This is a genomic window from Methanoregula sp. (genome assembly GCF_035543475.1).
GTDB lineage: Archaea > Halobacteriota > Methanomicrobia > Methanomicrobiales > Methanospirillaceae > Methanoregula.
Genome location: NZ_DATKKA010000009.1, coordinates 60,747 through 75,268 on the forward strand (window position 1 = coordinate 60,747; position 14,522 = coordinate 75,268).

The 14,522-nt window shown below is 59.4% G+C and carries 17 protein-coding genes, 1 tRNA gene and 1 pseudogene; 8 read left to right on the forward strand and 11 right to left on the reverse strand.

Annotated elements, in window-relative coordinates; translation table 11 throughout:
• Positions 1 to 113 precede the first annotated feature (113 nt).
• Complete coding sequence (locus VMS83_RS04065) at positions 114 to 1,922, forward strand: PrsW family intramembrane metalloprotease (protein WP_325410132.1); 1,809 nt, start codon at positions 114 to 116, stop codon at positions 1,920 to 1,922.
• Positions 1,919 to 2,998 carry an ABC transporter permease gene (locus VMS83_RS04070; protein ID WP_325410134.1) on the forward strand — a complete coding sequence of 360 codons (1,080 nt, stop codon included), beginning with the start codon at positions 1,919 to 1,921 and terminating at the stop codon, positions 2,996 to 2,998. Before VMS83_RS04065 ends, VMS83_RS04070 begins: the two co-directional genes overlap by 4 nt.
• A 23-nt stretch (positions 2,999 to 3,021) precedes the next feature.
• Here the strand turns inward: VMS83_RS04070 and VMS83_RS04075 are convergent, their stop codons facing one another.
• On the reverse strand, positions 3,022 to 3,543 hold the full coding sequence (locus tag VMS83_RS04075) for a hypothetical protein (RefSeq protein WP_325410136.1): 522 nt from the start codon (positions 3,541 to 3,543) through the stop codon (positions 3,022 to 3,024).
• Positions 3,544 to 3,730: 187 nt separating this feature from the next.
• Between VMS83_RS04075 and VMS83_RS04080 the strand changes: the two genes are divergently transcribed.
• Entirely contained in the window at positions 3,731 to 4,345 is a 615-nt protein-coding gene (locus tag VMS83_RS04080; RefSeq protein ID WP_325410138.1) for an RDD family protein, read from the forward strand.
• Between the two features lie 64 nt (positions 4,346 to 4,409).
• Here VMS83_RS04080 and VMS83_RS04085 read toward each other — a convergent pair whose 3' ends face one another.
• From VMS83_RS04085 to VMS83_RS04105, 5 genes are all read right to left on the reverse strand, one after another.
• On the reverse strand, positions 4,410 to 4,664 hold the full coding sequence (locus VMS83_RS04085) for a SemiSWEET transporter (protein ID WP_325410140.1): 255 nt from the start codon (positions 4,662 to 4,664) through the stop codon (positions 4,410 to 4,412).
• Between the two features lie 66 nt (positions 4,665 to 4,730).
• Positions 4,731 to 5,144, reverse strand: coding sequence for a nuclear transport factor 2 family protein (locus tag VMS83_RS04090; protein ID WP_325410141.1), 414 nt, complete (start codon positions 5,142 to 5,144; stop codon positions 4,731 to 4,733).
• Between the two features lie 63 nt (positions 5,145 to 5,207).
• Entirely contained in the window at positions 5,208 to 5,807 is a 600-nt protein-coding gene (locus tag VMS83_RS04095; RefSeq protein ID WP_325410145.1) for an NAD(P)H-dependent oxidoreductase, read from the reverse strand.
• The gene (locus VMS83_RS04100; protein ID WP_325410147.1) at positions 5,807 to 6,616 is read right to left on the reverse strand and encodes a class I SAM-dependent methyltransferase; all 810 of its coding nucleotides are present in this window, start codon (positions 6,614 to 6,616) and stop codon (positions 5,807 to 5,809) included. The genes VMS83_RS04095 and VMS83_RS04100 overlap by 1 nt, the downstream gene beginning before the upstream one ends.
• A 52-nt stretch (positions 6,617 to 6,668) precedes the next feature.
• On the reverse strand, positions 6,669 to 7,574 hold the full coding sequence (locus tag VMS83_RS04105; RefSeq protein ID WP_325410150.1) for a metal-dependent hydrolase: 906 nt from the start codon (positions 7,572 to 7,574) through the stop codon (positions 6,669 to 6,671).
• Positions 7,575 to 7,772: 198 nt separating this feature from the next.
• On the opposite strand from VMS83_RS04105, the gene VMS83_RS04110 reads away from it, so the two are divergent.
• On the forward strand, positions 7,773 to 8,501 hold the full coding sequence (locus VMS83_RS04110; protein WP_325410152.1) for a hypothetical protein: 729 nt from the start codon (positions 7,773 to 7,775) through the stop codon (positions 8,499 to 8,501).
• A 77-nt stretch (positions 8,502 to 8,578) separates the two neighbouring features.
• Here VMS83_RS04110 and VMS83_RS04115 read toward each other — a convergent pair.
• A tRNA-His gene (locus tag VMS83_RS04115) sits at positions 8,579 to 8,652 on the reverse strand.
• Between the two features lie 254 nt (positions 8,653 to 8,906).
• On the opposite strand from VMS83_RS04115, the gene infB reads away from it, so the two are divergent.
• The 4 genes from infB to VMS83_RS04135 all read left to right on the forward strand — a co-directional run bounded on the left by infB (position 8,907) and on the right by VMS83_RS04135 (position 12,759).
• Positions 8,907 to 10,685: a translation initiation factor IF-2 gene (gene infB / locus VMS83_RS04120; protein WP_325410154.1), complete on the forward strand. Its 1,779-nt coding sequence runs from the start codon at positions 8,907 to 8,909 to the stop codon at positions 10,683 to 10,685.
• A 179-nt stretch (positions 10,686 to 10,864) separates the two neighbouring features.
• A complete protein-coding gene (locus tag VMS83_RS04125) occupies positions 10,865 to 11,299 on the forward strand; it encodes a 30S ribosomal protein S6e (protein WP_325410156.1) in 435 nt (144 codons plus the stop codon).
• Between the two features lie 451 nt (positions 11,300 to 11,750).
• Positions 11,751 to 12,437: an NAD(P)/FAD-dependent oxidoreductase gene (locus VMS83_RS04130; protein ID WP_325410158.1), complete on the forward strand. Its 687-nt coding sequence runs from the start codon at positions 11,751 to 11,753 to the stop codon at positions 12,435 to 12,437.
• A gap of 79 nt (positions 12,438 to 12,516) precedes the next feature.
• Positions 12,517 to 12,759, forward strand: a complete 243-nt coding sequence (locus VMS83_RS04135; RefSeq protein WP_325410159.1) for a hypothetical protein — start codon at positions 12,517 to 12,519, stop codon at positions 12,757 to 12,759.
• A gap of 46 nt (positions 12,760 to 12,805) precedes the next feature.
• On the opposite strand, the gene VMS83_RS04140 is transcribed toward VMS83_RS04135, so the two are convergent.
• The 4 genes and pseudogenes from VMS83_RS04140 to VMS83_RS04155 form a co-directional block, all read right to left on the reverse strand.
• A complete protein-coding gene (locus VMS83_RS04140) occupies positions 12,806 to 13,330 on the reverse strand; it encodes a hypothetical protein (RefSeq protein ID WP_325410160.1) in 525 nt (174 codons plus the stop codon).
• A 109-nt stretch (positions 13,331 to 13,439) separates the two neighbouring features.
• Positions 13,440 to 13,901 carry a DUF2240 family protein gene (locus tag VMS83_RS04145; RefSeq protein ID WP_325410161.1) on the reverse strand — a complete coding sequence of 154 codons (462 nt, stop codon included), beginning with the start codon at positions 13,899 to 13,901 and terminating at the stop codon, positions 13,440 to 13,442.
• Positions 13,898 to 14,320 carry a hypothetical protein gene (locus tag VMS83_RS04150; protein ID WP_325410162.1) on the reverse strand — a complete coding sequence of 141 codons (423 nt, stop codon included), beginning with the start codon at positions 14,318 to 14,320 and terminating at the stop codon, positions 13,898 to 13,900. The genes VMS83_RS04145 and VMS83_RS04150 overlap by 4 nt, the downstream gene beginning before the upstream one ends.
• A 115-nt stretch (positions 14,321 to 14,435) precedes the next feature.
• Positions 14,436 to 14,522, reverse strand: a pseudogene (locus VMS83_RS04155) (30S ribosomal protein S8e); the annotation flags it as partial.

Here is a 14,522-nt window from a genome sequence, read left to right on the forward strand (position 1 = left end):
ATATACGTTCGGATAGGGACAGGGCCGGCAATCTCCGGCGTGTCAGTACCGAACAGTATTTGAGGCTGTTTCCCACACCTAATGACTGTCCACATTTTTTGGGGAGAGACACCATGAGTGCCATCAGGGACATTGCGACCATCGCTCGCTGGGAGGTAAAAAAGACCTTCTCGGTCATGTCGAAAAACGTCCTGCCGGTCGCGATTCTCCTCTTCGTGCTCCTCATTTTCGTGACCGGGTTTGCGGCACAGAGCGGGCTCCACATACAGGACGGGATGTACCGGATTGGCATCGATGACCCGAAGGTCGCTGCCCTCTTTACACCCGATGCACGGTTCACGGTATACCAGGCAGGCGACCCTGCACTCGCTGCTGACAGGGATGCGTACGATCTCGTCATTGTCAAAGGCGTTGTCTACGCAAGCCCGACAGAGAAGGGGAGGTCGGCACAAAACGCCCTGGCCCGGGACTATACCCAGTACAAAAACAGTGTCTATGCCGGCGAGAGCGATCTCTTTGCCGCGTACCCGCTCTGGATCGATACCCAGTCGGTGGAGAGCGAACTCAACTTCACTGCCACCCAGAACGGCCAGTTTGTCCAGGTGGCACCAGGCCGGGGGACCCCGGTACCGCAGGGCCCGGTCGAGAATGTCCCCACGCCGTCACCCACTCTCGGGGTCTCGCAGGACGAGCTCCGGCAGGAAGTGACCGCCACCTCGCAGGAAAACACCGCGGTCTCCCGGTACACGGATGTGCTCTCACCCGGGCAGGCGGTGATGGGATCCTTTGTGACCCCCGACCAGCTCTCCCCCCCGCTCCCCTTTGATTCGATCATCCTTGTCTTTGTCTTCATCTTCCCGCTCTACTTCACCTCCCAGTTCTTCATGATGAGCATCATGAACGAGCGGATCGAAAGGCAGGGCGAGCCCCTCCTTTCCCTGCCGGTGAGGACCTCGTCCATCATCTTAGGAAAGATGCTCCCGTACTTCCTGGGGATGCTTGCCATCTGTGCCGGGATTACCCTGTACATTAAAGCGTCCCCGCTCGTCCTCCTGCCCCTTGTCCCGATCATCGTCTTCTTCCTTGCGAACGCGCTTGTTATCGGGATGCTCGCCCGGAGCTTCCGCGAGCTCTCGTTTATTTCCATCTTCTTTTCCACCGTGGCTACCTCGTACCTCTTCTTCCCGTCCATCTTTGCCAATGTCCACGTCATCAGCCTCGTCTCCCCCCTCACCCTGATCGTGCTCACCATCCAGGGAACCGCATGGACGGCGGCGGATTACGTGTACGCCACCGCCCTTTTCTGGCTCACCGCGGGGATCCTCTTTGCCCTTGCGGCAAAAAACTTCAACGAGGAACGACTCTTCTCCGAGAAGAAACTCCTGCCCCGGGTCCGCGAGTTCCTCTCCTCCATCCTCCCGCAGGAGCACCCGTACGTTGCGCTCTTTGTACTCGCCGTCCTCTCGATCCCGTTTGTCTTCATGGCCCAGATGATGGGCCTCGTGGTCTTTTTCAACCTGCCCATGCCGTACTCGCTCGTGCTCCTGCTCGTGCTCGCGGCGTTTATTGAGGAGATGGCAAAAGCGGCAGGCATCTACACGCTCTTTATGCGGGACCCGGCATTTTTTTCCTGGAAGCACCTTGTGCCTGCCTGCGCCGCTACCGCGATCGGGTTTTTGGTCGGCGAGAAACTCCTCCTCTTTGCCACGCTCGCCCAGATCACCCAGTCTGTCTTCGGGAGCGTCCTTTTCCTTTCGCTGGGGGTGCTCTGGATGCCCCTTCTGCTCCACTTTGCCTGCGTGCTCATGGTCGCCTGCTCGCTCAGGCTCGGGGGGAGGCGATGGTTTGTGCCCGCTCTTGTCGCAGCCACCGTGATCCACTGCTGTTATAACCTGTACTTCATCCTGGGGTGGCCGAGATGAAGGCACGGCATGTCACGGTCGTGGCAAAAAAGGAATTCTTCGGTCTTGCATCCGAGAAGACAATCCTTTTAGCCGTCCTGCTCCAGGTATTCATCGCCCTCTTCTCGTCTTTTTTAATGGTGGGGCTCACTTCCATGTACGACCCGGCAGCACTCTCGGGATACTCCCATTTCCGGTACGACATTGCGTACGCGGGCAATGAGACTCCCCTGCTCGGGTACCTGGAGGAGGGTTCTGACCTCCGTGTCCATCAGATGGATCTCTCCACCGCGGTTGAGCTCTTAAAGGAACGGAGGATCTCCGCGGTCATCTATGTCCCGGACACGCCGGCTGTTTCTGATGACCCGGTGAAGATCACGCTCTATACGCTTGCAAACGATCTCCAGGGGGCGGTCGTGGATGTGCGGCTGAAATCGGTCTTTTTGCAGTACGAGCAGAACCTGAGGACGGCCCGGGCCGGTCGCCTTGACGTAACCCCGATACCGCTCCAGGTCCCGGCGTCGGCAGGCAGCGGCGACTTCTACGGTTTTGTATACGGCCTTCTCGTCCCGCTCCTTGTCTTCTTGCCGGGGATCCTCTCTGCGGCCCTCATCATCGACCTCATCACCGAGGAATACCAGCACGGGACGCTGGAGACGCTGATCTCTACGCCGGTCACATTCGCGGAAATGGTCTGGGGCAAGGTGCTCATCTGCACTCTCCTTGTACCGATCCAGGCCGGGGCATGGATCCTGCTGCTCTCGCTCAACCGGATCGCGATTGAAGATCCATTCCTTATCCTGCTCCATGTCACGCTCGGGTCGCTTGTTTTGATCCTCCTCGGGGCATTCTGTGCCCTCCACTATAAAGAGCGGACCGCCGCCCAGTTTGTCTTCTCAACGGCCCTTGTGGTTATCCTGCTCTTTGTCCTTGCCCTGCCCTACAACCCGCTCAATCTTGTGGCCCGGATCGCGGTCGGGACCGCGGGAACGGAACAGTGGCTCCTGCTCGCTGTCACCACCCTCGCCGTCATCGGGCTCGGGTACGCGATGCAGGCATATGCCGGCAGGATCGAACGGGCTCCGTCAGGAAAATAAGAGCGGCGTGACGGTAAAAAAGATCAGGAATTGGAGTTGAGGGAAGAGTATGTGGAAGAGTAGGGGTTGACCGATCCAACATCCTGATCATAGACGAGGAAGGTGTTGCCCCCCATGGTGATGTGCACCCGGGCATGATCGGTGCCGTCGAGGGTTCCCGGGACGGTGATCGAGGCGTCGCTTTTTATCTGGCCGAGATCGTTGTTATTCGTGAGTTGCTGATCCACCACGGTCCCGTCCGCATGAGTGACCGTGAGATCGATGACCTGGGCGGAGCTCATCCCGGGACCTCCGCTGCACTGGAGGGTGATCTTGCCGGTGGGCCGGTCCTTCGTGACCGAGAAATAGATCGTCTGGCTGGGCGGGAGCGGGACGACCGATTCAAAGGTCGGGGTAGGGGGGACCGCAGCCTGCGTGGTCTCCTCCGGGGTCACAACTGTGGTCCCGACAGGCTGGATCCCGGCCTCTGTCGGGCTCGTGCACCCGGCAAAAAGCGCACAGAAGAGCAGCGCACAAACTGCGGCTGCAGGAATCAGGAATTTCATGATTATCCTTTTTGCTTGGAGATATTTCTGGTTTTGCGTCTACGCAGCCGGAAGCCGGCATGCAGGCAAAAGACAGGCCGGCCGATTTTTCGTCAGGGACCCGGGAAAATCCCCCGGAAATCAAAAATAAGAACAGTTAAATTAAAAAGGACACCCGGATTAACTTTACCTATCAGGAGTTTGAGGAATGTTCTGTCCAAAATGTGGGAAAGAGACTGACGCTTCCGGACAATTCTGCCAGTGGTGCGGGGCACCGATCGATGCAGTGCCCGCGGGGCCGACGGTCATGGCCTCTCCCGAGGTGGAAGAAGAGCCCGAAATCGGGGTCTATGCCGGTCTCGGGCGACGGTTTGTCGCGTTCATTATTGACATTATTCTTATCGCCCTCTTCGGCGTCATCGTGGTTGCATTCTTCAACCAGGCCAACGGGATCATGTACCTTTACTATCTTGTGGCACTCCACGCGCCGATCTCTTCCCTCACTGATGCGGGAACACCGATCGCGGCTCTCGGCCCTATCGTTGCCGCTGTCGGCCTTCTGGTCGTGGTCGTTCCCTGGCTCTACTATGCAGGCTTTGAGTCCTCGCGGGGACAGGCCACCCCGGGCAAGGTCCTCATGCGCCTCGAAGTGACCGATCTCGAAGGCAACCGGATCTCCTTTGCCCGGGCAACGCTCCGGTTCTTCGGGAAGTTCATCTCCACGCTGATCATCTTCATCGGATTTTTGATGATCGGCCTTACCAAGAAGCGGCAGGGCCTCCACGACAAGATTGCCGGCTGCCTGGTGCTCCTCCAGGAATAAGCCCTTTTTTCCCTCTATCAAAAATGACCGCGGATGCGGTTGTTGATCTCACCTTTTGATCGTTTCACCTGTAGTGCAGCTTGATCCCGAGAAGGAGAAGGATCAGGACCAGCGAGATGCCATTTGCCGCTATGATGGGAAGAGCACCGGTCAAGACCCCGTACACGAACCAGAGGGAGACACCGATGGCGTAGAGCACGAGCATGGAGAGCGAGATGTCCCGGGTCTCCTTGAGTTTCCAGCTCCGGACAACCTGCGGGATGTAGGCCACGGTCGTAAGGGTCCCGGCGATAAAACCGACCAATGTTATGGCGTCCATGCGTCTGTATCCTAATACCTGTGAGTTATCCGTCCATTTATACAGGTCAGATTTTCCTGTGGCCCTTCACCCTTCGGCTGGTTCCGGGGAGAACTGATCGGCGGCGACCAGCCAGCGCCCTCCCTGCCGGACGAGCGTGAACATGTCCCGGCCCTTCATCGTGACATCCTGCCCGCCCATGTCAAACCGGATCACAAAGAAGTACGTCACCACGGCACAGGTATCCCGGCAGAAGAACCGGATACGGTGGCCGGTCTCCTCCCATGCATGGATAGTCGCCCCTTTAACAAACGCCCTCCACCCGGCGATGTATGCATCCCGGCCTTCGAGGCGCCCGGGGGTTAAAGGAGCGATCGCAACGGCGTCCGGGTGGATGAATTTCCCGAATGCCTGCTCATCCCATGTCTCTGTCCAGCACCGGTTCATCTCCTGTATCATTGCGAGCACCTCGTGTTCGCGTGCTTCCCTCCTGGTATCCATGATCACCCGTGCGAAGCGATCAGGTAAAAACGGGCAGGTATGCGGGGGGTGAAAGTGCCGAACTCAGGCACCCGGCGGGAAATACCGGCAGGTGATCGCGTACGCTTCACGGAGCCATCCGGCCCGCTCCGCTTCAGTACTGGTCACGACCACGGAGAACATGCGCCGGTGAAAGACCGGCACCCCGCAGAAAGAGAAGATACAGTCCTTCCAGAGCCGTTCGAGGGGATCGCCAAAGACTTCCTGCTCTCTCTCCACCGGGGTGTTTGCGGTATTGAAGACGAGTGCAGCCCGGGCCTTTAAGAGGCCGATCGGAATCCCCTCCCCGGCGTCGCCCTCCAGGAAACGGTACGCAACGCCGGGCCGGACCACGCGGTCGATCCACCCTTTCAGGATCGCAGGCGGCTGGCCCCACCAGTCGGGATGGATGACAATAACCCCGTCCGCTTCTGCGAGCTCCCGGCAATGCTGCGCAACGACAGGGTCGAGAGGGGCATCACGGGGGATCTCGTCGTGCGGCAGGACCGGGTCGAACCGCTCGGCACAGAGATCGTGGAAGTATGCAGTATGGCCATTCTCTTTGAGGGCATGCACTACGGTGCCCGCAATGGCGTGATTGAAGCTGCCCGGCCGGGGGTGGGCAAGAATGACCAGGACTTTCATTACGGTACCTTCCCAATCCCTTTGAAGAACGTATAACAGAAGACACCGTCCGATGTGCAGGTCCGGTATAGATCGGCGATCCCCCGGTCCCAGTCCTCCCCGGTCATCATTCCACGCCCAAGAGCGGCATCTTTCACCCCCTCGACCATTGCGGTGAAGGTCTGGCGGGTAAACCCTTCCACGAGCGTCGGACGCGAGGCATCCACATACACCATGCGGGGAGAGACCTGCACGTCCGCGTAGCCGGCCGCAACGAACAGCGGGTACAGTTCCCTGCCGATGAGCGCATTGCCCCCGGCCTCTTTCTGGAGATCCACCAGGCACTGGATTGCCCGGTGCGCTGCAGGGCTGTCCGGGTGGAAGTATGCTGATCCGTGGTCTCCTTCGATCACGGTGAGCGTCCCGCCCGGCCTGATGAGAGAGCGGAGGGATGCGAGTGCCCGCCGGGGATCGGGAAGGTGTTCCAGCACGAAGCAGACAAAGACATGATCGAAGCTCTGCGGAGCAAACGGGAGGCTGAAGAGATCCCCCTCCTGGAACATCACGTTTGTGATCCCTTCGGACCGCACACGTTCCTCTGCCCGCAGGAGCGAGGCCGGAGAGATATCGATCGAAGTGATCCGTGCACCCGGGCTGTTTTTTGCGAGGATGACCGTCTGGGCTCCGGTACCGCAGCCGGCTTCGAGCACCCGGCTCCCGGCCGGGTACTGGGTATCGTGATGGAGAAGTGCCGTCAGTGTACGGGCCTGGTCACTCAACCGTTCCGCTTCCCGCTCCGTGTACCCGTGGACGTACTCTGCCCGGACCATGTCTATATCCCTTACGTACCGGTGCAGCATGGTTGGTATAAAAGTGCCGCGATCAGGGAACCACCTGTTTCCCGGCCGGGATCCTGACCTGCTTATCATGGGGAGGATAGAAAATTTTCCCTGATACCCGAAGGGGATCGGAGAACGTGATCATTTCCCCGCTCCGCTCAGCGGTGACAATATACGAATGGTACCGCAGCCGCCGGACTTCCGGCAGCGCGAGATACGATGCCGCTTCTTTTTCGGACATCTGGGTGAATTTGGGATACACCGCAGCGGATCCGACACGCCCGAAACCGATCCGGTACTCCTGCACCTCCCACGCATCCGCGTGATCATAGATCGCCAGCCACCTCAGCGGGTTCACCTGCGGGATAGCCCTCACCGCACCCCGGAGCGCCGGTCGGGAGGCGAGGAAGGCCGCTGCCCGGACAAGAAGGAATGTGCAGAAGATCGCCGCGTATACTGCCATCCCTTCCGCGAGGGTGACAACGCCAAGCGCCATCCATATGGCGAAGAAGAGGCTTACCCCCATTAAGAGGATGCTGGGGCCCGGCAGGGCAAAGAGCGAAAATTTCCGGTCCGAGACCGGGGCAATGAGCGGGATGCCCGGGGTTGCCGGGAGGTCCATGACCAGATGCAGGAAAGCGCCGCCAAATACCGCACCGGCACCGGCAGGACCGGCACCAGCGATCACGGCAGGGCTGATGACACCCGAAGCAGCGGCAAGCAGGATTCCGGTGTACGCAAGAACTGCCATCGCAACGGCACCCGCAAGGCTGTGGGCGATCCCCCCGTGGATAAAGAGGTAGAGCGAAGGGTGGCGGCGGGAGAAAAACGAGAAGAGAATATCGGCATCGATGATGACCGCACCGAGCACAAAGAACGGCAGGATTTGCGGGAGGCCGAGCGCGTACGCAAGGATCGCGGCTACCAGTGCATGGGTAAGGGAGTCCACGGGATCCGGTTGCCGGCATACCTACAAAAGGCTGCCCGTCACGGCAGGATACCACGGGCAGGGTTCCTCCCTGTCCGGATCACTCCACCCGCGGATAACCAACCGTTTCATTGATATAACCGCGTGGTTCGATCAGCACAAAGTACTCATAACCCATGCAACAAAGTATGCGCTTACCAAGGGAGGGGGAAATTGGGAATGTCACTGGGAGGAAAGCATCTGTTCCGGTGCCTGCGGGGGGCCGGGCCGGCCTGCCTGGCCGTGCTCTGCATCAGCGCCGTGCTCACCGCAGGGTGCATCGGGGCGGGAACTGCGGATGTGGCAACCGTAGCCGCCCCGTCCGTAGTTTCGGCACCGCCGGCCCGGGCCCTGTCTGCATCGCTCTCTCTCGATCCCATCGTAGGGGCGTGGAGGACCCCGGGGCCGGCATACCTGCTCAGGATCACGTTTTATCCGGACGGGACAACACAGGAAACCTTTGCAAACCAGCCGGGAGTCATGTACAACGGGACATGGCAGGCAACGGGGAACAACCTGTACCTCGTGACCCGGGATACCGGGTTACATACCGTGTGGGTCTATACCGCGTCATCCGGGACCATCGCGAAACAGTCTGCCCCCGGTCTCACGTACTCGCTCTACCAGGGAACAACCGATACATCCTCGGCATCGCTCTCCGGGAACGGGAGCTCGGTGGTCCCCTTTACTGCAGCCGGGTCCGGCACCTGGGCATTTACCCTGAACTATACCGGTGAACGCAATTACATTGTCTGGCTCACCGACAGCATGGGCAGCCGGGTAGCGCTCCTCGCAAACAGTATCGGGACAAGTTCCGTGACCATCACCAAGACATTAGGCGGCGGGAAGTATTACCTGGATGTGAACGCGAGCGGTCCCTGGACCATCCAGGCATCGCTCTCCGCATGATTTTTTTTAATTTTTTTGCAGGGCGACAGGGACGGCCCGATCCGGGCAAAACGATAAAATTCTTCCAGCAAAAACGAGGCCAGGGCCGAGATTTGAACCCGGGTCGAGGGATCCACAGCCCCTTAGGATAACCAGACTACCCTACCCTGGCAGATGTTCCAGTTAATTTGGGTGTGAACTCTGATTAATATTTCTCCCTGCACAACCGTGGTCCTGCGGCTTTTTTCCGGGCTCAAGGGATCCGTGGGATCGTGAGCGACTATTAATAGGGAGAGGCATCCATTAAGTTATCAGGTGGCCCTGACAGGATATCGTTAATAGATGGCATGCGTCGTCCGGCGACGCTGCGCCACGGATGATTTTTAATCTGCGATCAGGGCACGCGCGAACGGGAGGGTTGGGGAAATGGCGGCAGACCCGAAGATCAGGACGCCGATTGTGTGCGTTATGGGACACGTGGATCACGGGAAAACCTCACTTCTCGACCGGATCCGCGGTTCATCTGTCGTTTCCTCGGAAGCGGGTGCGATCACCCAGCATATCGGGGCGACCATCGTCCCCATTGAAGCAATACGGAAGATGAGCGGGACGATGGAGAAGATCCCCATCAACATTCCCGGCCTGCTCTTCATCGATACCCCGGGGCACCACGCGTTTACCACGCTCCGGGCCCGGGGCGGGGCGCTCGCCGACATGGCAATCCTTGTCGTCGATATCAGCCAGGGATTCCAGCCCCAGACGATCGAGGCGCTCCAGATCCTGCGGAACTGCAAGACGCCGTTTGTAATCGCGGCAACCAAGGTAGACCGGATCCATGGCTGGCGGATCAATAAAGACGAACCATTCCAGTCTACGTTCACAAAACAGAACGAGCGGGTGAGAAACGATATCGAGACCAAGACCTACGAGATCGTGGGGAAACTCTCCGATCTCGGATTCTCCGCCGACCGCTATGACCGGGTCTCCGACTTCCAGCGCAACCTGGCGATTGTGCCGGTGAGCGCCCATACCGGAGAAGGGATTGCTGACCTCCTGATGGTGATGATCGGGCTTGCCCAGCGGTACATGGGCGAGGAACTGAAACTCTCGGCCGATGGGCCGGGCGAGGGGACCGTGCTCGAGGTCAAGGAGGAGCGGGGCCTGGGGACGACGCTGGATGTAATCCTGTATAACGGCACGCTTTCGGTTGGCGACGAGATCGCGATGGCCAGCCAGGACGACGTGGTGACCACCAAGGTCCGGTCGCTCTTACAACCCCGGCCGATGAAGGAGATCCTCGTCGAGGACCGGTTCGAGCGCGTGAAATCGGTGGTCGCGGCTGCAGGGATCAAAGTCTCAGCCCCGGGCCTCGAGAAAGTGATCGCCGGTTCGCCGCTCTTTGTAACCCGGGGGAACGCGGATGAGCTCGCGGCCCGGATCAGAAAGGAGATGCAGGAGATTCACGTGAACCTTGCCGACGAGGGAATCGTGATCAAGGCGGACACGATCGGGGCGCTTGAGGCACTCTGCAAGGAGCTGGAGACCAAGGAGATCAAGGTGATGCGGGCACAGGTCGGCCCGGTCAGCCGGCATGACCTGATCGACACCGAGACGATCAAGAACCCGACCTTCCGGGTCCTTCTCTCGTTCAATACGCCGATACTTCCCGATGCGGCAGAGATGATCAAGGACCCGCTCTACACGCAGGTGAAGGTCTTCTCGGGACAGGTAATCTACCAGCTTATCGATCAGTACGTCGCGTATCGGGACGAACAGAAACGGATCGCGGAGAAGGCGCAGTTCGAGCATGTGATGATGCCGGCAAAGATCCGGCTCCTGCCGGACTGCGTCTTCCGGCAGAGCAACCCGGCGGTGGTTGGCGTCCGGGTGCTGGGCGGGAAGCTCAGGAGCGATGTCGACCTTGTCAAGCTCGACGGAAAGAAGGTCGGGCACCTCAAGACTATGCAGCTCCGGCAGGAGTCGATCAAGGAAGCGGACGCCGGCCTCGAAGTGGCGATCTCGATCGAGGGGGCGACCGTGGGCCGGCAGCTGAACGTGGGGGACGATCTGTTAGTGGACCTCCCCGAACGCCATGTGAAGGTGCTTGAGCGCGAGATGCTCAAGAACCTCAACATCAGTACGCAGGAAGTGCTTGCAGAGTTTGTTGCAATCCGGCGCAAGGCCGAACCATTCTGGGGCAAGTGAGGCGGTGCCGGGCGGCACTGCAGCAGGCCTCCTGAGGGACGCGAGGGTTTAATAGCGTACCGGTATAATTACATGGGTACTTCACGTGCACAGGCGTTTTTGGCGCCAGTGGGCAGGAAAGTGAACGGGATGCCCGTGTTCCGTGGGTGTGCCGGGATAACCAATACGGAGAATCAAGCATGGTTGAGTTAAAAGTTGTCGTATCAGACCCGAAGACCGGTCGCGCTTACAATGTCGATGCCAGCACCGGCGCGGCAGGGGCGATCGTGGGCAAGAAGATCGGGGACGAGGTTGACGCCGGCCCCCTCGGGCTTGCCGGTTATAAGATCCTGATCACCGGGGGTTCGGACCAGACCGGCACGCCGGCGAGAAAGAGCCTGCCGGGCGCAGGGAGAAAGAAACTCCTGCTCGCCGAGGGCGTCGGGTTCCACCCGGGCATGGATGGCGAGCGCCGGAGAAAGATGATCCGCTCCCACCAGATCACCCCCGAGTTCGTACAGGTCAACGCACGCGTGACCACGTACGGTGAGAAGACCCTGGACGAGCTCTTCCCCAAGACCGAGAAGGCTGAGGGCGAAGAGAAGAAACCCAAAGAGAAGAAGGCCCGGAAATAATTTCCCGGCACAATACTTTTTTTGCGCTGCTGTTTTTTGCGGTTCTCATGGATTTTACGGTACGCGTGCGTATCGCTGCCCGGTAGGATCCTCCATCATAGGCGGCATATAGCCGTTTTTTAGTGCAGAAAAAACTGCGTTCAACGCCAGATATATTCCGTCCCGGAGTAATTCTCCTGTATGCCAACCAAAACGCAATGTCCGAAAGGACTGAGATACAGCTGCTGCGGCTGCTGGTTCAGGGCCATATGCCCGTATTCCAACTGCGGATAACCGCATGAATCCGGCCGGATCGGGCCGGCCGGAACAACCCTCTGTCCTTGGGGGATTTTCCCCCCTTTACCCTCCCCGGAACATGGCCTGTTATTTTCCCCCGGGAGCTTCCCGGCTTTCCAGAGCGCAACACTGATAATCCACCGCGGTACAGCACTCCCCCAAAGGAAGCATGCGTATGACACAGCCGTACGAAGGAGTCCTCCAGCGGGACGGCAAGACCCGCGCCATCGTAACCCGGATCCCGGCCGGGATGGTCCGGCCCGAAGACCTCGAAACAATCGCAAGTGTAGCCAGGAGGTACCGCATCCCGGTCCTGAAGATCACCTCCGGCCAGCGCTTTCTTCTGGCCGGCATCGCGCCGGAAGAAGTTCCCTCGGTTATCCGGGAGCTCGGGACGCTTGCCCAGCCCGAGACAGCACCCTGCGTGAAGTTTGTGCAGGCCTGCCCCGGCACGGAGTGCTGCAAATATGGCAACCAGGATGCCGTAGCTCTTGCCCGTGCAACGGATGCGCATTTCCGGCACCGGCGCTTCCCCGCAAAGGTGAAGATCGGGATCTCGGGCTGCCCCCGGTGCTGCGGCGAGAGCCACACCCGGGACATCGGGATCATGGGGACGAACAAGGGGTGGACGGTGCTCTTTGGCGGGAACGGTGGGACCCGCCCGCGGTTTGGCGACGTAATTGCCCAAAGCCTGTCAGCCGCCGAGGCCCTTGATTGCGCAGAGCGCCTGATGGAATACTACCGGAAGCAGGCAAAGCCCCACGAGCGGACAGCGAGGTTTGTGGAACGTGTCGGGATGGACACGATAAAAGACGACGTCATCTCGATAATGCCGTACGTGGAATTGGCAGCAGACCGGTAAACGTAACAAAGCCCCGGTATCTGGTTCCCCTCCCCCATATCCTCCTTTCTGCAGCCCCCCTTCCTGCCCGGGACCCCTGGTGATCTCAAAAAGCCAGAACGACAAAACCCTGTACTTCAGCACCCGGCCGGAACATTCCGTGATTGAGAATCATTCCCGGTGGCTGAACCTGAGAATTTTCGGGGGCCTCGCGGTGTCCTGCTTCACCCTGTTTGCCCTGCTCCTCGTGGTGGGACTGATCACGGATGCACTGTTTGCCATGAGCATAGCCATTGGCATCCTGGTGGTCTGTTTTGTTCTCAATAAACCGGGGATCTGGTAACCGGGAATAAACGGCCAGACAGGAAAAAGAGATCTTTTCGGGAACGTTACACGTTTGCCGTGACTGTTACCTTCCCGTAGCCTGCGCTCGTGCTCTGGGTGGCCAGCTGATTACCGTTCTCATAAATGGTCACCGTGAGCGCATGGGTAGCGGTATTGTCCATCTTCTGGAACGTGGCTGAGATCATCCCGCTCGCCCCGGATACCGTGTATACCTGGGAGCCCGAGCCGGTGACCGGGATGGTCACGCCGCCGGTAGTGTAGGTGCCGTTGAACCCGCCGATGTAGCTGACGCTGATGGAGACGCCGCTTAACGGGATGGACGCTGCCGTTGTCGGGACGACAACAAACGTGGGCGTGGGGGTGACTACACCGGATGTGGGGGTGCCGGTCGTCACGTGGGCCGGGATCATATCGGACGAGGCGTGCGTGGAGGGTACCTGAACGCCGGCGCCGGAGAAATAGATGACCGCCGCCCCCAGGACCACCACAACACCGACAATCGTGGCAACAAAGAGCCACGGGATCCCGGCGGAGTGCGGTCGCCGCCCCCCATGTATTCGTGCCTGCATATATAATTGTATAACCATGGAATTATATGGGTTTTCCGGGGAAACCCGGTAAAAAAGAGTGTGCCTGCGGAAAAGAGGTGGGGAAAAGACTGCACCTGCGGGAAAAAGGCTATCCCTTTTTCACCGCGGCGATGAGGGCATCACGGAGATCCTCGTACGGAACTGCGTATTTCTTTGCGAGGAGCACGAGCGCTGCCGGGGGGAGCAGGTTCCCGCCGAACTGCTCCCGGATTACCCTGTTCATCTCGGCAACCACATCGGTCTCCGGGATATTCCGGGCCTTCATGATCCGGCCGATCAGCTCCTGGGCCGGATCGCTTGCCTCGAACACGGCCGAGCCCGGCCGGAAACCGATGGGAATGGTCTCGGTGGCCGGGTCAAAGAGGATCGTGTAGACGCCGCTCTCCTGCCGGACAAGGCCTGCCTCTTCCGCCCGCTTTAAGAGGACGGCGGCCTGGTCGGTGCTCATCCATTTGCGGTCGAGCGCGTAATAGTACACGAGCTCGTTCCTGCGCAGGGCGTTCTTCCGCGTGTGCCTGAACGGTGCTGCCACCGTGATCCGGAGCGTCAATTCGATTTTCCGAGAAGGATGTTTTTCACATCGAGAGCATCGAGCCCTTCACCGGCATCCTCCCGGGCAATGTCAATATCGGTGGCTGAGCCCCGGTCGGTGAGCCGGACATAGAAGACGTCGTTGGCCACCGGGACTTTCCCGCTCCCGCGGAGAGCAAGGGCAAGTACCGATACCTTGAGATCGGCGGCTTCGGTGATCACGCCCGGCCGCAGGACATCGGGCGTGATATCGCCAAACTCCGCACGGTTGGTCGCAAGCTCCACTTTCACCTTGACCCGGACGAGCTCCTTTCCCGTGGTCTTGGTAGACTCCTGCCCGTTCAGCTCCGAAACGTACTGCAGGGTTTCCGGAAAGGTCATCCCCATTGCAAACGAGAGATCCACCCGCTGGGGATAACGATAATAGATCCTCCGCATGGTTACACTATGGGGCAGCAGAACCTAAAAAAACAATTGCTGCACGCTGGCGAAACGAATGATCCGCACAGGAGTGACCGGGTGCGAAAAAAAAGGCGGGGACGATCCCCCTTGTTTATTCGAGTAACACCGCGTTGATGATGCCGTCCTGTCCCGGGCGGCTTGCGATCCGGGCGCGTCCGAGCTCGGTCCGGATGATGGC